This window comes from Pseudomonas sp., from assembly GCF_030690725.1.
In the GTDB taxonomy this organism is placed as follows: domain Bacteria; phylum Pseudomonadota; class Gammaproteobacteria; order Pseudomonadales; family Pseudomonadaceae; genus Aquipseudomonas.
Window position 1 is genome coordinate 83,407 of sequence record NZ_JAUYGD010000038.1, and the last position, 18,533, is coordinate 101,939.

Genomic DNA, 18,533 nt, shown 5'->3' on the forward strand with positions numbered 1-18,533 from the left:
GCTCGTAAATTCCGCTTCCTTGCTTGTTTTTGCCTTGTATCGCTCTAGCTCGCGAGATCGTGAACAGGCTCTAAGGAGCATGTAGATGAACAGACAAATGGATTTCAGCGGTCAGACCATCTGGGTCACCGGTGCCGGCCAGGGCATTGGCCGCAGCGTGGCGGAGGGGTTTGCCCAGTTGGGTGGGCAGGTGATCGGCTTCGATCTGAGCTTCCCCGAGCAGAATTACGGCTTTACCCGCTATGTGCTGGATATTGGCGATGCCCAGGCGGTGCAGCAGGCCTGCTTTGAGCTGCTGGGTGCCCACGGGGTGATCGATGTGCTGGCCAGTGTCGCCGGCGTGCTGCGTCTGGCGCCGATTGAGGAGCTGGCACTGGAGGACTGGGATGCCTGCCTGCGGGTGAATGTCTCCGGGCCGTTCTACCTGCTGCGCCAACTGATGCCACGCTTCAAGGCCTGGCGGCGTGGCGCAGTGGTGGCGGTGAGCAGTAACGCGGCGCATGTGCCGCGCATGCAGATGGCTGCCTACAGCGCGTCCAAGGCTGCGCTGAGCAGCCTGATCCGCACCGCCGGCCTGGAGCTGGCGACCCATGGCGTGCGCTGCAACCTGGTGTCGCCGGGTTCCACTGACACACCGATGCAGCGCGGCATGTGGCACAGCAGTGACGCGCCAGCGCGCACCATCGCCGGCTTTCCCGAGCAGTTCAAGCTGGGCATCCCACTGCAGAAGATCGCCACCCCGGAAGAGGTCGCCAGCGTCGTGCTGTTCCTGGCCTCCAACCTGGCCAGCCACATCACCCTGCAAGACATCGTGGTTGACGGCGGCGCAAGCCTGACCGACTAAGAGGTAGCTCATGAACACTAATATCATCGGCCTGCTGAACCAGCTGGCCCGCCAGGGCGTGCAGCTGAGTCTGAATGCTCAGGGCCAGCTAGTTTCCCAGTCGAGCAAGGACGCCATCACCCCGGAGTTGGGCCAGCAGATTCGCGCTAACCGCGACGCCATCGTCACCTGCTTGGCCGCCGCCAACGCCTTTGCCGCACCGATCCAGGCGCAGCATGCCGAAAGTGGCCCGCTATCGTCATCGCAGAGCGGTTTGTGGTTTATCGAGCAGTACGAGGAAAGCTCGCACCTGTACAACATGCCGGTGTATTTCCGCCTGAGCGGCGAGCTGGATGTGCCGGCGCTGGCGTTTGCCTTCGACGCGCTGGCGCAGCGCCACGCCAGCCTGCGCACGCGCTTTGTGCGCAATGCCCAGGGCCGTGGCGAACAGCAGATTTTGTCGCAGCAGTCGCTGCAGCTGGACGTTGAGGATGTGTCCGCTCTTGAGCTACCCGCCCGTGAAACGCAGGTGGCGCAACGGGTGCGCGAAGAGATCAACCGGCCCTTCGACCTCACCACGGGCGAGCTGACCCGTGTGCACCTGCTACGCCTCGGCGCGCGTGAGCACGTGCTGCTGATCACCCAGCACCACATCATCTCCGACGGCTGGTCGGTGAAGAACATGTTTGCCGACCTCAAGACCGCGTTTCTGGCCTTCCAGAATCGCCAGCCGTTGAACTGGCAAGCGCCGGCGCTGAACTACATCGACTACGCCAGCTGGTTCAACTCGCCGCTGTTCCGTGACTACCACGAGCAGTTCAAACCGTTCTGGGTCGAGCGCCTGCGCGGTATTGCCGATGTGCACAGCCTGCCGCTGGACAAGCCGCGTCCGGCGCATCAGGCCAGTGGCGGCGAGCTGGTGTTCTCGACTATCGACAATGCGCTGTGGGCGCGTTTCAAAGAGCTCTGCCAGCGCCACAACACTTCGCCCTTTATCGGCCTGCATGCGCTGTTCGCGCTGCTGCTGGCGCGCCATAGTGGCGAGCGCGACATCGTTATCGGCACGCCGCTGGCCTACCGCGAGCGCCCGGATATCGAAGGGCTGGTGGGCTTTTTCGTCAACACCTTGGTGCTGCGCACCCAGCTGCCCGAGCGGCAGAGTTTTAGCGATTACCTGCAGGCCTGTCGCAAGGATGATCTGGAGGCCTTCGACCACCAGTTGTACCGCTTCGAGGCACTTAGCGAGGCGCTTGGCATGGATCGCCACACGGCGATCAACCCGATTTTTCAGATCATGCTGGTATACCAGGCGCGGGTCGATTTCAACGACCTGATTCCCGGTTGCCAGGCGGTCGAGGAAACCTCGCCGGTGCTGCCGGCCAAGACCGATATCTCGGTCAAGGTCACCGAATTGATGGACTCTGTGCGGGTTGACTGGCTTTACGCCACGGCGCTGTTCGAGCACGCCACGGTCGAACGTTATGCCGAACGCCTGTTATTGCTGCTGGAAGCGGTGGTTGAACAGCCCGAGATGGATATCTGGGCGCTGCCGCTGCTCGATCAGCCGCTGTTACAGCAGACCGCCGTGCGCCTGGCCTCGTTGCCTACGGATTATCCCAATCGGCGTACGGCGCTGGGCTTGTTCGAGGATATGGCGCGGCTGCATCCGCAGCGCCCGGCCCTGGGTTTTGACGAGCAGGCGATAAGTTATGCCGAACTGGATGCGCGAGCCAACCGCCTGGCGCATTGGCTGCTTAGCCAGGGCTGCGGCCCGGGTGCGCTGCTGGGCGTACTGGCGCGCCGCGAGAATGTCTTCGCCGTGGCGGTCATGGCCATCTGGAAAATCAACGCCGCCTACGTGCCGCTGGACCCAGCCTACCCGCGTGAACGCTTACAACACATCCTCGGCGATGCCGGCATTGAGCTGATAGTCGGCCAGGGCCAGCCGTCATTCGCATTGGATACTGGCGTGCGCTGGGTCGATCTGCAGAATGCCGGCCTACAGGCGCAACTCGACGGCATGCCACCGACCACCCCGGCGCTCGGCCACGACCCGCAGCAGCTCGCTCAGGTGATCTACACCTCCGGTTCTAGCGGCTTGCCCAAGGGCGTGATGGTCGAACAGGGCAGCCTGGTCAACCTGCTGCAGGACCACGCCCAGCGCCTGCAACTGGGCTGCGAGGCACGCATGTTCAACTGCATGTCGCTGTCCTTCGACGCCGGCAATATGTGTGCGCTGCTGCCGCTGACCCACGGTGCGAGCCTGGTCTGGGGCGACCCGGATGAGGGCCTGCTGGAGCAGCTCGAGCGCAGCGCCAGCAGCCATATGATCTGCCCCACGGCCTTGCTCGCGACCCTGCCCGAGCGTGAGTTGCCGGCTTTGCAGGCCATCGGCTTTGGCGGTGAGGCCTGTCCGACCGGGTTGATCGAGCGCTGGGCCGGGCGCGTGCGCCTGATCAATATGTATGGGCCAACCGAGGCTACGGTGACTGCGCTGTGCAAGCATTTGCTACCAGGCAGCAGTCTGAGCATAGGTACGCCAATCGACGGTATGCAGGCGCTGATCCTCGACGAGCTGGGCAACCTCTGCCCGGTCGGTGTGCCGGGTGAACTGTGCCTGGCCGGCCTCGGTCTGGCGCGCGGCTATTTGAACCAGCCGCAGCGCACGGCAGCGGCATTCCGCGAACACTGCGTGGCCGGCGTCACCATGCGCCTGTACCACAGCGGCGACCGCGCGCGGCTGTTGGGCAATGGTGACTATGAATACCTGGGCCGGCTGGATGAGCAGATCAAACTGCGCGGCTACCGCATTGAGCCGGGGGAGATCGAAACCCAGCTGAGCCTCAGCTGTCCGGCGCTGCAACAGGTCAAGGTGCTGGTGCTGCGCGATGGCCAGCGTCAGGCCCTGGTCGCCTACGCGGCGCTCAAGCCCGGTGCAGCTCAGCCGGTGATCGAAGTGGTCTTGCATGACGTGGCGCAGCGCCTGCCGGAATATATGGTGCCGAGCAGCTTGGTGCTGCTCGAACAGATGCCGCTGACGCCGAATGGCAAGCTCGACCTGCGCCAGTTGCCGAAGATCGACCTGGCGGCTGGCGGTGAGCATACGCCGCCGGCCAACCCGCTCGAAGCCGAGATCCTCGCCATCTGGCAGGCCGTGCTGAATCAGCCGCTCGGTGTGCAGAGCGACTTCTTCCAGTTGGGCGGCGATTCGATCCTGAGTATCCAGCTGACCACGCGCCTGCGCGATGCCGGCTATCCCTGCTCGGTCAAGGAAGTGTTCGAGGCCAAGACCGTGCGCCGCCTGTGTCGGGTGCTGGGCAGCAAGCGTGAGGCGATCGCGGTAGAGGCCGAACAGGGCGTGCTGACTGGCGAGTTCCCCTTGCAGCCGATTCAACGCTGGTTCTTCGAGCAGCCCCTGGCCACCCCGCAGCACTGGAATCAGGGCGTATTGCTACGCCTGCCTGCGGGCGTTGCGGTGACGCAGTTTCGCGGTTATTTGCAGCAGTTGTTGCAGCATCACGATGCCCTGCGCCTGGCGGTGACGCCGACCAGTCAGCGTTACCTGGAGAATCTGCCGCTGGCAGCGCCAGCAATCCTTGATTACGCCGAACTGGGCGAAGCCGGTTTGCAAGCGGCGCTGACCGAGCTGCAAAGCCACTTCGAGCCGATGCTGGGGCGTAGCCTGAGCTGGGCGCTGGTGGAAAACCTGCCGCAGGGTCGCGGGCTGTTTATCGCCTGTCACCACCTGGTGGTCGATGCGGTGTCCTGGCGCATCCTCGCCGATGACCTGGCGCGTCTACATCGTGGCGAAGCGCTGCCGGCCAAGACCAGCAGCTATCGCCAGTGGGGCCAGGGCTTGCTCGCCTATGTGCTGCAAGCCGGCGCGCAGCTGCGCTTCTGGCGCGAGCGCATGGCGGCGATGGACTATCGCATCCCAGCTGAGTGGATCAGCACCGAGCCGACCCAGGTGCATCTACTTGAGCTGGAACCGGCGCTAACTCAGCAACTTAGCCAGCACGCCACCCAGGTATTTGCCTGTGAGGTGCGCAGTTTGTTGCTGGCCGCGTTGACCCGCACGCTTAGCGAAATGGGCTTGGGACAGCGTCAGTGGATTCTGCTGGAAGGCCATGGCCGCGAGGCGATAGACCCGGGCCTGGACGTCAGCCGCACCCTGGGCTGGTTCACCAGCATGTATCCGCTGGTGCTGGATGATCAGGCGGACTGGGCGCAGCTGATCGCGCAATGCGCCGAGCAGCTGCACCAGGTGCCGGATAACGGCGTCGGCTATATGCCACTGCGCGCCAGCCTGGCGGAGCCCAACCCCTTACCGCTGCCGCCGGTGGCGTTGAACTATCTGGGCAGCGCGCGCAGCGGCCAGGGCGACTGGCAGCCGTTGCCCATCGCACCGGGCCGGCCAAGTGCGGCGGACAATCGTTCGGCGGAACTGATCAGCCTGCATGGCGGGATTTTTGATGGTCGCCTGACCCTGCGGCAGATCGGCTGCCTGCGCGGCGATCTCAGCGAGCAACTGCTGCAGCGTCTGCGTCAGCACCTCAGTGAACTGGCCGAGCTGGCCGTGGCGGTGCAGGCATGACGGCGATGCAGCAGAACCTTGGCGTGCCACTGCTGGGCACCCACCTGGCGCAGGTGTTCGTCGAGCATGCCGGCGCGCCCGCGCTGGGCTGGGCTGGCGACAGTTATAGCTACGCGCGTCTGGCCGCACGTACTGCGGCGATTGCCGCGCAACTGAAGGTGCAGGGCGTGCCAGTGGGGGCGCGGGTTGGCCTGTACCTGCAACGTTCGGCTGACTTGCTGGCGACGACGCTGGCCTGTCTGCATAACGGGTTGTGCTTTGTGCCGCTGGACCCGGAGTTCCCCCTCGAGCGCTTGCAGGGGATTGCCGACGACGCCGAGCTGGCGCTGGTGTTGCAGGATGCTGGGGGCGAAGGCCGCTTTGTCATGCCGAGCCTGCACCTGCGAGACGGTGTAGGAGGCGAGCTGAGCTGGCCGGAGCTGGATGAGCAATTGCCGGCTTATATGATGTTTACCTCGGGCTCCACCGGGCGGCCCAAGGGGGTGGTGATCAGCCACCGCGCCCTGGCCAATTTCCTCAGCGCCGCTAGCCGCAGGCTGCAGTTGGGCAGCGCCACCCGCTGGCTGTTTATCACCACCCCAGCCTTTGATATCTCCCTGCTAGAAATGCTCGGCCCGCTATGGGCCGGTGGCGCACTGCAAGTGGTTGGCAATCCGGCGCACAAGGACCCGGACGCGCTGCTCAGGCTTTTGGCCGAGCATCCGGAAATCAACACCCTGCAGGCCACCCCAGCGTTTTGGCGCATGCTGCTCAAGGCCGGTTGGCCGGGTCGCGCCGGACTGACTGCACTATGCGGCGGCGAGGCACTGGATGCGCCCCTGGCCGAGCGCTTGGTTCCGCTGGTAGGCCAGTTGTGGAATTGCTACGGCCCCACCGAGGCCACCGTCTGGTCGCTGATGGCGCGGGTGGAGTTGCCTCTGGGCGAGCAGGGCGTGCTGCTGCGCCAGTCCCTCGATGGCTACCGCCACTGGGTGCTGGACGAGGCCGGTGAGGCCTTGGCCATTGGCGGCGAGGGCGAGCTGTGCATCGAAGGGCCGTCGCTGGCCAGCGGCTACTGGGCGCGCACAGATCTGACCGCACAGAGCTTTATTGCCTGGCAAGGCCGCCAGCTGTATCGCACTGGTGACCGCGTGCAGCGGGTCGGCGAGGATGCCTACCGTTATCTGGGGCGGCGCGACGAGCAGATAAAGCTGCGCGGCTTTCGCATCGAACTGGGCGAGATCGAAGTCTGTCTGCGGCGTATCGACGGCGTGCAGGACGCGGCGGTGCGGTTGCATGGCAGCGGTGATGACGCCTGTCTGGTGGCGTACGTGGAACTGCGCGAGGGCGCTGGTCTGGGCCGTATGAGCATTCGCCGCGCGCTGCAGCAGCGGCTGCCGCACTACATGATTCCGGCGCGCATTCTGCTGCTCGACAGCCTGCCGAAAACCGCCAGTGGCAAGCTGGATAGAAATCGCCTGCCGGCTCCGGAGTAACCGGAGCCGAACGGCGTTCAGTCAGTTTTTGATCGGCTGAGCGTCAGCCTTGCCGAGCAGCTGTTCGATATCGGCGATCACCTGCAACGCGGCCTGTGGGCCGCCGAGGGAGGTCCATAGCGAGCCATCGACTGCGCCAAAGCGTTTGCCCTGGATTGCCGACAGTTGCTTGAACGCTGGGGTCTGTTCGGCCTGTTGCAGGGCTTCCACGGCTTCGCCGCTGGTGCTCAGGGTGCCGATCACCAGCCAGTCGGCATCCAACAGTTGCAGTGATTCCAGGCTCAGTGCCATGGAGTGGGTGTGGCCGGGGTCTTGTTGATAGCTGGGGCGCAGCAGGCCGACGTCGGCGATCACGCTACTGGCGAAAGCATCCTTGAACATGTAGGACGGGCCTTTGGGGTTCCAGCGCACGATGCTGAAGGTCTCGCCCTGGTGAGCCTTCAAGCGTTCGCGGGCTTCGGCGGCGCGGGCGTTGTAGCGTGCCAGCAGCGCATCGGCGGCAGCGTTTTGGTTGAGCGCGTTGGCAGTGCGTTGCAGGCTTTCCTGCCAGGGTTTGGCCCAGGCGAAGGTGATCACCGTGGGGGCGATTTCATTGAGGATCGCCAGTTGCTCGGGTTTTACCGGGCCGGTGAGGATCAGGTCGGGTTCCAGCTCCAGCAGGGTTTCCAGGTTCGGGTTGTCGATATCGCCGACCACCTTGATCCCGGCTACTGCTTGGCTGTCGAGATAACGTGGCGGCGCGGCCTGGCCACGGCCGTTAATCGTGCCGACCGGAGTGATGCCCAGGGCCAGCGCGGCATCCAGATCCAGTTCACTCAAGGTGATCACCCGCTGCGGTGCACTTGGCACAGTAACCGGGTTGCCGAAAGCATCTTCGATTTGGCGGGTGCCGGCCACGGCGGCCGCGCTTAACAGCTGGCTGGCAAGCAGCAGGGGCAGACTCCAGCGCAATAGAGTCGTCATCGGATTAGTCCTGTTCAGAGTGGGCGGGCTTGCGACGGCGCGGCACCACCACGGGAGCGCCGTCATCGGGCGCCGCGAGGATGTCCACGTCGGTGTGGTAGAGCTGGTCGACCAGGGTCTTGTTGATCACCTCACGGGCCGGGCCCATGGCGGCAATACGGCCGTTGTCGAGGGCGATGATTTCATCGCAGTAACGCGCGGCCACGCCTAGGTCGTGAATCACGATCAGCACGGTGCGGCCCTCGCCGACGATATTCAGCACTGCCTCCATGACCTCGGCTTGGTGGCCGATATCCAGCGCGCTGGTGGGTTCATCGAGCAGCACCAGGTCGGTGTTCTGTGCCAGGATCATGCCCAGCCAGGCACGCTGTGCCTGGCCGCCGGACAGCGAGGAGGCGACCTGCTGCCAGATCTCCTGCAGTTGCATGGCATCGCGGGCGCGGGCGACCTGGCGGGCGTCTTCCGCGCTCCACTGGTTGAACCAGCCCTGGTGCGGGTGACGGCCGTATTGCACCAACTGCTCGACGCGAATGCCTTCGGCCATCACTGGGCGCTGCGGCAGAAAGGCCAGCTCGCGGGCCAGGGCTTTCATTGCGTAGCGTTGCAGCGGTATGCCGTTGAGTTCGACTTGGCCGCCCTGCAATGGCAGTTGCCGCGCCAGCAGCTTGAGCAGAGTGGATTTGCCGCTGCCGTTGGGCCCGACAATGCCGATCAGCTTGCCCTTGGGCAGCTCGAACGAGACGTCCTTCAGCACGCTCTTGGCCTGGTAGGCGAAGCTCAGGTTATGCGCACGCAGTTGCGCAGGTAGGGGCTGGGGTATCGGCGTGGGTAACAGGGGCATCAATCGGAGCCTTTGCGGTCTTTGAGCAACAGGATCAGCAGCAGAACGCCGCCAAGCAGGCGAGTCATGATCCCGGTGGGGATTTCTTCGGGCTGCGCCAGCAGGCGTACCAGGGTGTCGCTGCCCACCAGCAGCACCGCGCCACATAACGCCGCCAGCCAGATCGGCGCGAGGTGATCGCGGGCCAGCCAGGAGGCGATGATTGGCGCGGCCATGGCGATAAATATCACCGGGCCGCCGATGGCGGTGCCTAGCGCCGCCACCAGAATCGCCACGCCAAGCACTGCCAGTTGCAGCGCCGCGACCTTGATGCCGAGGTTCTGCGCGGTCGCCTCACCGAAGCGCAGCAGTGCCAGCGGGCGGTTAAGCCAAGCCAGCAGCGGGCAGAGCGCCAGTAGGATCAACGCAATCGGTGTGACCGTCTGGTAGCTGGCTCCGGCGAAATGGCCCATGGTCCACAGGTAGATGCTGCCTAGGTGCACCAGCGGTTGAGTGGCCATCATAAAATCACCGATGGCGCCGAGCAGCTCTGACAGGGCGATGCCGATAACGATAAACAGATAACCCTGCTCGCCAGGCCGGCGGCACAGCACGAACAGCGCCACAGCAGCCAGCGCCGCACCCAACGGCGAGGCCCACCAGGGCCAACTGCCAACAGTCAGATAAAGAGCAAAACCGATCACCGCCAGCGCCGCGCCTTCGTTAACCCCGACCATGTCCGGGGTGGCCAGGCGGTTGCGTACCAGGGTCTGGATCAGGCAGCCAGCCATGCCCATGGCGAGTCCTGCGACCACCACAGCGGCGACCCGTGGCATGCGGATTTTGAACACCATGATGTCGTTGAGCTTGCTGCCCTGGCCGCTCAACGTGGCCAGTACATCGAGTACGCCCATACGCCCGGAGCCGAGGCTGATGGCCATGATCACCAGCGCCAACAGCACCGTAAGCACCAGCAGGCTGAGCAGCCAGGTGCGCCGATGCAGCAGCAGGTTCAGCTGACCCAGACGCAGATGCCAGAGCCCGGAGGGTTGATGGCTGGGCATGTTTATTTCACCGCCAATAGAGAACGGAAGCCGCCGCGCAGGACGATGGCGATCAAGGCCGGCGCACCGAGCGCAGCGAGCAGGGTGCCGACCGGCAGTTCAAAGGGTTGCACCAGCCAGCGCGCGAGGATGTCCGCAGCGAGCAGAAACAGCATGCCGAACAGGCTGGAGAACAATAGCTGACGTAGCAGCGCCACCGGTTCCAGCAGGCGCGCGCAGTAGGCAGCCAGAAAGCCGACAAAGCCGATTGGCCCGGACAGGGCGATGGCGCAGGCGGTCAGCAGGGTGGCGGCGAGCAGAACGCCAACGCGCACCCAGGTAGTCGAGATGCCCAGGGCGCGGGCCTGGCTGTCGCCCATCTGCATCAGCGTCAGTTGCCGGCAGAGCAGGGCCGCGAGCACCAAGCCGAGCAGCGCCAGCGGGCTGACTGTGATCACGGCAGACAGCTCGGAAGCCGACAGTGAACCGAGGTTCCAGTAGCGAAACTGCTCCAGCGCCACCCTAGTGGAGAGCAGCAGAAAATTGGCGATGCCGCCGAACACCGCCGCCAGGGCCATGCCGGCGAGGATCAGCTTGAGCGGGCTGGCCTGGCCAAGCATTACGCCGATGCCGAGCACCAGCAGGTTGCCCAGCAGCGCCCCGGCACCGGCCCAGAGCAGGTAGCCCTGGGTGGATTCGACGCCGAAGTAGATCAGCCCGACCACCAGGCCGAGCACCGCGCCGGCATTCACCCCGAGCAGGCCGGGTTCGGCCAGTGGGTTGCGCGTCGCGCTTTGCAGCAGGGTGGCGGCCAGCGCCAGGCTGGCGCCGACCAGCAACGCGGCGAGAGTGCGTGGTAGACGCAGGCTGTTAACCACCATAGCCAGTTTGTCATCGGCCAGGCTGCTGGGGTTGCCCAGTAGAAAACCGAGCACATCCGCCGCGCCGTATTGCCCAGCACCGGTGGCCAGGGACAGTGCTAGCAGACCAAGCAGCAACAGGCTGCCGGCGAGCAAGACGTGGCGTTGCTGGATGTGAAGCGTGCGGGTTTGTTGGCTCATGGTTCTACTGGGCAGAGTTCGGGTAACCCCGGCGACAGGTGTCGCCGGGGTACGGGTGTTACAGGTCGTAGCTGAAGCCTACGTAAACGGTGCGGCCCATCAGGATGTGATCGATGGATTGAGCGACGTCATCACGCTTGGTGTTGGTCAGATTGTTCAGACCGGCTTTGAGTGTGAGTTCTTTGGTTGCCTGGAAATTGCTGCCCAGGCTGAGGGTGGAGTAGGCCCCCGATTCGAAGCTGGCGGATTTGGCTGGTACGACCAGCATCTGGCTGCCGGTGTACTGGTAGTCCAGATTCAGGCCCAGTTTTGGCAATGCCTGCCAGTCGAAGCCGATATTGGCGATGTGTTGCGGGCTGTAGTTCAGCGGTTTGCCGGTGTCGCGATCTTCGGCGTCCGAGTAAGTGTAATTAGCGCGTGCGGCCAAGGCGTCGGTAAAGGCGTAGCGGCCCTGTAATTCGTAGCCTTGGATGCGCGCTTTGCTGACGTTGGTGTAGGTCATCACTGCAGGGCGGTAACCAGCTCGCCAGCTGTCACTGACGATCATGTCTTCAATCTCGTTGTTGAAGAACATGATGCCGGCTTGCAGGCGCTCGTTCTGATACAGGGTGCCCAGCTCATAGCTGACCGAGGTTTCCGGCTTCAGGTCCGGGTTGCCGACGATCTGGCACATGCCTCGGCAGGCCAACACGCTGTAACTCTCGTCGGACTGGGTAATGTCCGGTGCCTTGAAGGCCTTGCCGACACCGCCCTTGAGCACCCAGTTGTCGGTTAGGTTGTAGATGCTGTAGAGGCGCGGGCTGAATGCGCCGCCGAATACCTCATGGTCATCCCAGCGTGCGCCAAGGGTGATATCGAGGTCGCCGAGGGAAAACTCGTCCTGCAGGTAGATGGCTTTCTGGTCGACTTCGGTTTCCTTACCGAGGTTCTGGTTATGCTCCAGGGTGGTACGGCGCAGCTCGCTACCGGCGGTCAGCAGGTGGCTGCCGAGGGTGGTGGAAATCTGGCCGTCGACGGTGTGGTTGTTCTGCTCCACCTCACCGATGCGTTTGCGTAGCGCGGTCATGATCTGCGAGTCGTCGGTCAGCTCGACCTTTTCGTAGTAGTAGCGCACGCGGGAATTGAAGCTGTCCCAGTTGCCGTTGTGTGCCAGGCCGAACGTGGTGCGATCCATGTCTTGGACATTGGTAATCAACGCACCGTAGTTGTTCCAGCGCGCTTTGCGTGCTTCTTCGCGGTGACTGATGTCCAGGTCGATACTTTGCTGTTCGTCGATCAGCCAGCTGAGAGAGCCCAAAATGTTGTTGCCGCGGCGTTTTTCCGCAGCATCGGTGCCCTTCAAGGTGAGTTGGTCGGTCTGCCAGGCTTCCTGGTCGGTGGACTCGACAATCAGATTGCCAAGCACGCTGTCCTCAATCAGCGCGCCACTGAGGTAGCCGCTGGTCTTCAGGCTGTCACCTTCATCGCCCTTGCGGGGGCTTTCATAGCTGGCGGCCACGCCGGCTTTGGTGCTGTTGGTTGGCTGACGCAGGATTACGTTGACCACCCCGCCCAGGGCATCGGCGCCATACAGCGAAGACATCGGGCCACGAATCACTTCGATACGCTCAACCGCTGCCATGGGGATCGAGGACAGGTCGAAGTCGTTGGCGTAGTTGGAGGTCAGGGCGTCACGCGAGTTGATGCGGCGGCCGTTGACCAGCAGCAGGGTGTAGTCCGAGTCCATGCCGCGAATCTTGATCTCCTTGCGGCCATAGGCCGAGGAGGTATTGATGTGCACGCCAGGCAGGCGCTTTACCGCATCGGCCAGGTCATAGACCGGCATCTTTTCCAGCTCGGCGCGGGTGATAACCGAGGCGCTGGCGGGCACGCTCAACTGGCTGTGGGCCGTTTGCGAGGCGGTGACGATGCTGTCTTCCAGGGTGACGCTGTTGTCGGCCAGCGCCGCGAAAGGCAGCAGACCGCCCAGTACGCCCACCGAGATGGCGCGACGGCGATTGATGTTTCTGACAAAAGACATGACAGGTTCCATTTGAGTAGGTGTTGACGCGTTTACAGCTGATCACTGGTGATCGGCGGTTTCAGCCCGCCTGTGTTGTTATGCCTGCGGTGTGGCTGGCGGCGTCGCGTCGCCGGATACCGCGTTGGAGCAACCACATACCCACCCCCGTGAGTATTCCGACGACCACATAAAAGCCGCTTAACTGGTTGAAGCCTTGAAGCTGGTTATCTGTGCCAGTGCTTAGGTAGAGCGCCGAAAACAGGCTACCGAGCCCGGCGGCGATATTGCTGACGGTGCCCTGAAACGCCATAAAGGCGGCGCGCTGGTGCGGCGGCGGGATCGCTGCGGCAATGGTCATGCTGCTGTTGGTGCGCACCGCGCTGGCGGCCATAAACAGCACGAAGACCAGGTAGATCGACAGGCCAATCGGCGTGGCAAAACCCAGCAGCGTGGTCAGTGCCAGACCGAAGCTGCTGAGCAGAATCACCGTCAATGCCTGGCCACGGTCGATCCAGATACCGCCCAGGCGCATGGCGGCCAGGCTGGCCAGACCGCCGCAGAGAAACAGCAGGCCGATCTGCTCGCGTGGAAAACTCAGGTTGAACTGGAAGTAGTTGGAGAAATGCGGCACCAGCAGAAAGTGACCGAATATCTGCAGCGCGGTGATCGCCAGTGCGCCCAGGCACAGCGGCGATTTCAACAGCGGTAATACCGAGCCGCTGGGCCGCGAAGCGCTGGCCTGAATGTGCAGCAGCAGTTGACACAACAACGCCAGCGCCAGGCCCACACCGCCGAAAACGATAAAGGGCGCTTGCCAACTCCAGCGCAGCGCCAGCTCCAGAGCCAGGGGCACCACCACAATGGCTGCCAGAGAAAAGCCCATGCCGATATAGGCGAGTTTTCGCCCGCGTTCGGCCGGCGGGACGATGTCGAGCATGCTTGCCATCAGCAACGCGCCCATGGGCCCGGCAACCAGGCCGGAGAGCACAAACAGCAGAATCAGCTGCTCGGCGCTGCTGGTCAGGGCGCAGGCCATCAGCAAGGCGAAACGCAGGGTTAGAAGGATCACCAGCGCCTGTTTGCGTTTTAGGCGATCCAGCCAGGGCGCCGCCAGAGCCATGCTCAGGGCAGAGGCGAGCGTGGCGCCGCCACTGATATAACCGACATGGCTGGCCTGCATGCCGAGGTGACGAACCAGATCCGGACCCAGGGGCATCACCATCATCAGACTGCCGATGGAAAGCAGGTTGATCAGCATCGCCAGATGCACGGCTGCTTTCGAGTGTCCTACATCATCCATGTGCATAACCGCTCTAGATTGGGCGCGGGCTGCATCTTAAGTAATGAATCAGTATTTCGCAAATGCTAATCGTTAGCGTTAATATTGGCTTTTTGTGACGGGTGACGGCATTGCACGCCAAGGATTTTCCCAAGAAGAACGCTGCTGCTGAGGCGCCGAATTTGCCTGCAACCGCAGCTCTAGCGGCATCAACGGATACCTCCGTGGAAGGAGAGATGCTGTCCGAGCTGGCCACACTGTTCAGTGGCGATCAGGCGCGTTATCGCAATGTTTTTGTGGCGGCGGATGATCCGCGTGAGGCCATCAGTGGTGAGCAATTCCTTCAGCCGCAGAAGCTGAGTGAATTGATGGCACGCTTCCGTCCGCAATTCGCGGCTGCCGACCAGCGCGGTTTGGCGTCGATCTGGGCCAATCAGTACTTTATGCGCCTGTTTCCGCCGGTGATCAGTGCGGCGCTGCTGCTGGACCAACGCATGCCGCTGCAGCTCGAACAGCTGGCGATCATCGTCGATGGCGAAGGCTTGCCGCTGGTGTTCAAGCTGCCTGGGCCATGCGAGCCGATGCCGCCGCCGCAAAATCCCTTCGAGCGTTTTGCTCATCTGCTCGATGACAACCTGCAGCCGTTTATTCAGGCGCTCTGCGCCCATAGCGGGGTCTCGGCGAAGGTGCTTTGGAGCAATGCCGGCAACTACTTCGAGGCTTGGCTTGGGCAACTGCAAAAGCGCAGCGATCAGCCGCAGTTATTGCTCGACGGCCAGTGCCTGCTAAGCACCGCGCAACGCCCGGATGGTTCGCGCAACCCGCTCTATGCGCCAATCCGCTATATCGATATCGAACACGCAGATGGTCAGGTACGGCCCTGGCGGCAGCGCCGTTTGTGCTGCATTCGCTACGTGCTGCCAGGGGTGGAGCTTTGCCCTAATTGTCCACGCTTGAAGCAGCCTAAGTAGCACGTGCTTCGCATCGTGCAGCAGGTTGCGGGTGAATTCGGTGTGAATCAGGTCAGCTTTTGGGAGGATCGATGAGCTGCTGTTAGCACCTGTAAGGGCTATGTGTGTCCGCGTCCGTGGCGTAAAGCCGATTTCTGATCTGTGCCCAGGCTGCCTGAAACAGCGTGTGACAAGGCGTGGGAAAACCAGCACTCAACGGATGCCAGAAGAACTCAAAGACATGTCCGCCATCATCATGTGTGTCGAAGCGCCACTGCTGGGGTAGCGACTCTGCGACCTCACAAAGCTGAAACGACCAAATCTGTTGCTCGTACCCGGCATTCCAACTGCCTAGATCCCTTACTGCCTGGGCATTACAAATGCCCGATTCTTCAGCAAGCTCGCGCACGGCTGCATGGGCAGGCCGCTCAGCCAATTCAATGGTGCCCTTCACCAGTTGGTAACCCGCTAGTGGATGTTTGAACACCAGCAGGTACTCCATGCCGTCAATCATCCGCACAACCACAGGGCATGCTTTTGTCGCAAGCAGGTTGGGGTCACAAGCATCTTTCAAGTCAGCCTCCATCAGGGCTTTAGTAATGGGCGCTTTCTCTACCAGTAATGCCATGTGCCTGATCCTTGAGTTTGAAAATTGCGTCGCATGCCAACACAGCCTTAATTGGCATACGGCCAGCCCCGGCCTACCGATGGGCTGTCACAACAGCAATGCTCGCTTGAGTAGGTCGTAAAGCCCCTCGGGTACTAGCGGTGATGCAGGGGTGAAACTTGCGCTGGAGTGCCACATGGCCCTGAACGGCGCGCCATCGCTTTCGTGGCCGTCTAGCCAAGGTTGTTCATAGACCTCTGCGTCGTCAAACCTGGCATCGTAGATTTGGACAATCTCGTGCCCCGGCTTGCCTGCGTAGGTGAAGATGCTTTCCAGCGTGCCAATCAAGCGAATATCGCTGATCGAACGGCCCAGTTCTTCCTGCACTTCGCGGACGATGGCGTAGTGGCTCCTTTCGCCGAATTCAATGCCGCCGCCAATAGGGCGAAAGAGCATCCGGTTCTCATCGGAATCGTGGAATTGGTTGACCAGTATTTTCCCCTGATGATGGAAAATGCACAGTGCGAGCGGGCGGATGAAGTGTTCTGCCACGAGTAATAATCCCTTTCTTCGGGTCTTCAATTGATCGAACTGGGCCGAGCTGCAGGTGTTGCGGGCAACCGAGCAAGGAAGGCGGCAATCTGTCGACGGCCTCGTAAATGCACTGTTGGCAGCGTTGGGGCTATGGTCATGCGCACTGCATCGATACCTTGGCGGTAGCCATGGTCGAACTGCCAGACGAATTTAAGAAAACCCAGAAATGCCTGGTCGAGTTGCTCTCTACAGCCTGCTGGAAGGTCGGGGCGAGGTCGATTCAATACGCTACGCACGATAACGCGCGTCAGGCAGGTCAGCCTTGGTGTATCAAGCCAGATGATCAGGTCGGCGTTGGGCAGGCGCAGGTCGAAGGTGCGTCGGGCGTAGTTGCCTTCGCAGATCCAGGCATCCGTTGTGAGCGCATCGCGCACCCTTGCACGGAACTGCGCCGCGTCGGGCTCGACCCAGCCAGGCTCCCAGAACAGTGTATCCAGGTGCACGACGGGCAAGCTGAGGCGTTTGCTCAAGGCCCGCGCCAGAGTGGACTTGCCGCTGCCAGCATTGCCCAAAATCACAATCCGTTGCACGAGGGACTTCCATCCGTTGAAAAGGGGCGGCGATTCTGCTGATTTTTACCGGCCTGTCAATCGCGCGGTTTTCGGCTCATGCAGTCGACCGGTGTCTGGCCTTTTTGGTCAGCTTACGACCCTCTTAGCCAGCCCCTTAAATATCGCGAAACAGGTCATGGGCGTTAAGCAGGTCGTAGGCGATCTGTGGGCGTTTCTCCAATCCGCGGCGAATGGCGGTGGGGATGGCCTGGCGGGTTTTGCGGCACAGCCCGGGCAGTTCAGCGATCTGGATTGCGATGCCGCGCATGCTGCGCACCTCATTAAAGCCGGGAGCGACGACGACGCGCACACCGAGCTGCTCGTAGATGCGCCGCTGCAGCTTTTCCAGGTCGGCCAGGCTTTCAAGGTTTTCCAGGCGTTCTAGCAGGCGCTTTTCCTCGTTGCGGGTGAGCAACAGGATGCGCACATCGCTGTTTGCTTGCTGCAACAGCTGCTCGCGCCCGCAATCGCAGGCGCCGGGTGGGCAGGGTTGGCGCAAGGGTGGGGTGTTGGTCATGGGCTCCGATCATAGCCAGCTGCGGGGGCTTTTGCCCATGCTCGGGTGTGGACAAAGCCGCTATTGGGCGGATAATCCGCCTCCATGTCATTGCCCAAAACCACCTCCGCTGCCATGCGCTCACTGCATACTGCCCTGATCTGCATGCTGATGCTCGCCCTCCCGGCGCAGGGCATGGCCGCCCTCAGCATGCAGCTATGCGCGCTAACCCAGCAGGGCAGCGCTACGGCGCAGGTTGATGCGCAGATGACGGCGCATCATCCAGGCATGATGGTCGCGGCTCAGGCTGCTGAGGCGTCTACCCATGGCGAACATCACACCAGCGATAACGCCAGCAATGCGCTAGCGGATTTGGATAAAAGCCTGTGTAGCCTTTGTGCGTTCTGTGTGGGTGCGGTAATCCTGAGTTCAGTGAAGGGCTGCGATGCACCGCTGCAAGCCGGTGAGCCATCCCTGGCGCGCCTTGACCAGTTTGTGGGCTTTATCAGCGAACCCCTCGAACGTCCCCCGCGGTTATTTCTCGTCTGAACAGTGTGTTGCTGTATGCGGTCAGCGCTCTGCTGCGTTTGGCCCGCAGCGTTTATTCAGTTTCTAATTCGAGAACCTAACCATGAGTGCATCTTCAAATTCCGTTGCCTTGCTGTTGAGTCTGGGCCTGTTGCTGGGCGCCAGTGCTGCGCTGGCCGCTGGCGAACATCACGGCACGCATCACGCGGCAGCGCCGGCCAAACAGCAGAAAGCCTGGGGCATCGCCGGCGAGCCGGAGCAGGTCAGCCGGACCATCGAAATCAGCATGAACGATCAGATGCGTTTCAGCCCCGACCAGCTTGAAGTTAAGCAGGGCGAAACCATCCGCTTTGTTCATCGCAACGAGGGGCAGGTCATGCACGAGTTTGTGCTCGGCACTCAGGCTGAGTTGCAGCAGCATGCTGCGATGATGGCGACATCCGCGGGCATGCAACACGATTCGCCGGATATGGCCCATGTCGCCCCAGGGCAGCGCGAGGAGCTTATCTGGACCTTCAATCGCGCAGGTGAGTTCGACTTTGCCTGCCTGATTCCCGGCCACTACCAGGCCGGTATGGTGGGTAAGGTGCGGGTGCTGGCTAACTGAATACGTTGGCCTGAGTGATCAGCCATAACGCTGAAACAACCGGGGCCGCTTAGCGGCCCCGTTTTTTTCAGACTGCAGCGAAGCGCTCGTCGAGATAGGCAATGATCGCCTTGGACTCATACAGCCAGGTGCTCTGGCCG

16 protein-coding genes are annotated in these 18,533 nt (G+C 62.4%); 6 read left to right on the forward strand and 10 right to left on the reverse strand.

Annotation, left to right across the window (positions count from 1 at the left end; all coding sequences use genetic code 11):
* Window positions 1-85: 85 nt before the first annotated feature.
* The 3 genes from dhbA to Q8O69_RS10160 are packed head-to-tail and all read left to right on the forward strand — an operon-like array spanning window position 86 to window position 6,892.
* Window positions 86-844, forward strand: coding sequence for a 2,3-dihydro-2,3-dihydroxybenzoate dehydrogenase (gene dhbA / locus Q8O69_RS10150; RefSeq protein WP_371136094.1), 759 nt, complete (start codon window positions 86-88; stop codon window positions 842-844).
* 10 nt (window positions 845-854) lie between these two features.
* A complete protein-coding gene (locus tag Q8O69_RS10155) occupies window positions 855-5,417 on the forward strand; it encodes a non-ribosomal peptide synthetase (protein WP_305591778.1) in 4,563 nt (1,520 codons plus the stop codon).
* Complete coding sequence (locus Q8O69_RS10160) at window positions 5,414-6,892, forward strand: amino acid adenylation domain-containing protein (protein WP_305591780.1); 1,479 nt, start codon at window positions 5,414-5,416, stop codon at window positions 6,890-6,892. Before Q8O69_RS10155 ends, Q8O69_RS10160 begins: the two co-directional genes overlap by 4 nt.
* A 21-nt stretch (window positions 6,893-6,913) precedes the next feature.
* Here Q8O69_RS10160 and Q8O69_RS10165 read toward each other — a convergent pair whose 3' ends face one another.
* The 6 genes from Q8O69_RS10165 to Q8O69_RS10190 all read right to left on the reverse strand — a co-directional run bounded on the left by Q8O69_RS10165 (window position 6,914) and on the right by Q8O69_RS10190 (window position 14,081).
* Window positions 6,914-7,855, reverse strand: a complete 942-nt coding sequence (locus Q8O69_RS10165) for an iron-siderophore ABC transporter substrate-binding protein (RefSeq protein WP_305591781.1) — start codon at window positions 7,853-7,855, stop codon at window positions 6,914-6,916.
* Window positions 7,856-7,859: 4 nt separating this feature from the next.
* A complete protein-coding gene (locus Q8O69_RS10170) occupies window positions 7,860-8,696 on the reverse strand; it encodes an ABC transporter ATP-binding protein (protein WP_305591783.1) in 837 nt (278 codons plus the stop codon).
* On the reverse strand, window positions 8,696-9,739 hold the full coding sequence (locus Q8O69_RS10175; protein WP_305591785.1) for an iron chelate uptake ABC transporter family permease subunit: 1,044 nt from the start codon (window positions 9,737-9,739) through the stop codon (window positions 8,696-8,698). Before Q8O69_RS10175 ends, Q8O69_RS10170 begins: the two co-directional genes overlap by 1 nt.
* A gap of 2 nt (window positions 9,740-9,741) precedes the next feature.
* Window positions 9,742-10,779 (reverse strand): iron ABC transporter permease, encoded by a 1,038-nt coding sequence (locus Q8O69_RS10180; RefSeq protein WP_305591787.1) that lies wholly within the window; start codon window positions 10,777-10,779, stop codon window positions 9,742-9,744.
* 58 nt (window positions 10,780-10,837) lie between these two features.
* The gene (locus Q8O69_RS10185; protein WP_305591789.1) at window positions 10,838-12,799 is read right to left on the reverse strand and encodes a TonB-dependent receptor domain-containing protein; all 1,962 of its coding nucleotides are present in this window, start codon (window positions 12,797-12,799) and stop codon (window positions 10,838-10,840) included.
* Window positions 12,800-12,860: 61 nt separating this feature from the next.
* Window positions 12,861-14,081: an MFS transporter gene (locus Q8O69_RS10190; RefSeq protein WP_305591791.1), complete on the reverse strand. Its 1,221-nt coding sequence runs from the start codon at window positions 14,079-14,081 to the stop codon at window positions 12,861-12,863.
* Window positions 14,082-14,284: 203 nt separating this feature from the next.
* Between Q8O69_RS10190 and fhuF the strand changes: the two genes are divergently transcribed.
* Window positions 14,285-15,031 carry a siderophore-iron reductase FhuF gene (gene fhuF, locus Q8O69_RS10195; RefSeq protein ID WP_305591793.1) on the forward strand — a complete coding sequence of 249 codons (747 nt, stop codon included), beginning with the start codon at window positions 14,285-14,287 and terminating at the stop codon, window positions 15,029-15,031.
* An 82-nt stretch (window positions 15,032-15,113) separates the two neighbouring features.
* Here fhuF and Q8O69_RS10200 read toward each other — a convergent pair whose 3' ends face one another.
* From Q8O69_RS10200 to Q8O69_RS10215, 4 genes are all read right to left on the reverse strand, one after another.
* Window positions 15,114-15,638: an NUDIX domain-containing protein gene (locus Q8O69_RS10200; protein ID WP_305591795.1), complete on the reverse strand. Its 525-nt coding sequence runs from the start codon at window positions 15,636-15,638 to the stop codon at window positions 15,114-15,116.
* Between the two features lie 87 nt (window positions 15,639-15,725).
* Window positions 15,726-16,169 (reverse strand): NUDIX hydrolase, encoded by a 444-nt coding sequence (locus Q8O69_RS10205; protein ID WP_305591797.1) that lies wholly within the window; start codon window positions 16,167-16,169, stop codon window positions 15,726-15,728.
* A gap of 26 nt (window positions 16,170-16,195) precedes the next feature.
* A complete protein-coding gene (locus tag Q8O69_RS10210; RefSeq protein WP_305591799.1) occupies window positions 16,196-16,741 on the reverse strand; it encodes an AAA family ATPase in 546 nt (181 codons plus the stop codon).
* Between the two features lie 136 nt (window positions 16,742-16,877).
* Window positions 16,878-17,279: a hypothetical protein gene (locus Q8O69_RS10215; protein WP_305591801.1), complete on the reverse strand. Its 402-nt coding sequence runs from the start codon at window positions 17,277-17,279 to the stop codon at window positions 16,878-16,880.
* Window positions 17,280-17,363: 84 nt separating this feature from the next.
* Between Q8O69_RS10215 and Q8O69_RS10220 the strand changes: the two genes are divergently transcribed.
* Both Q8O69_RS10220 and Q8O69_RS10225 read left to right on the forward strand, forming a co-directional pair.
* The gene (locus Q8O69_RS10220; protein WP_305591803.1) at window positions 17,364-17,807 is read left to right on the forward strand and encodes a hypothetical protein; all 444 of its coding nucleotides are present in this window, start codon (window positions 17,364-17,366) and stop codon (window positions 17,805-17,807) included.
* Between the two features lie 82 nt (window positions 17,808-17,889).
* Complete coding sequence (locus Q8O69_RS10225) at window positions 17,890-18,393, forward strand: cupredoxin family protein (RefSeq protein WP_305591805.1); 504 nt, start codon at window positions 17,890-17,892, stop codon at window positions 18,391-18,393.
* The last annotated feature ends 140 nt before the right edge of the window (window positions 18,394-18,533 follow it).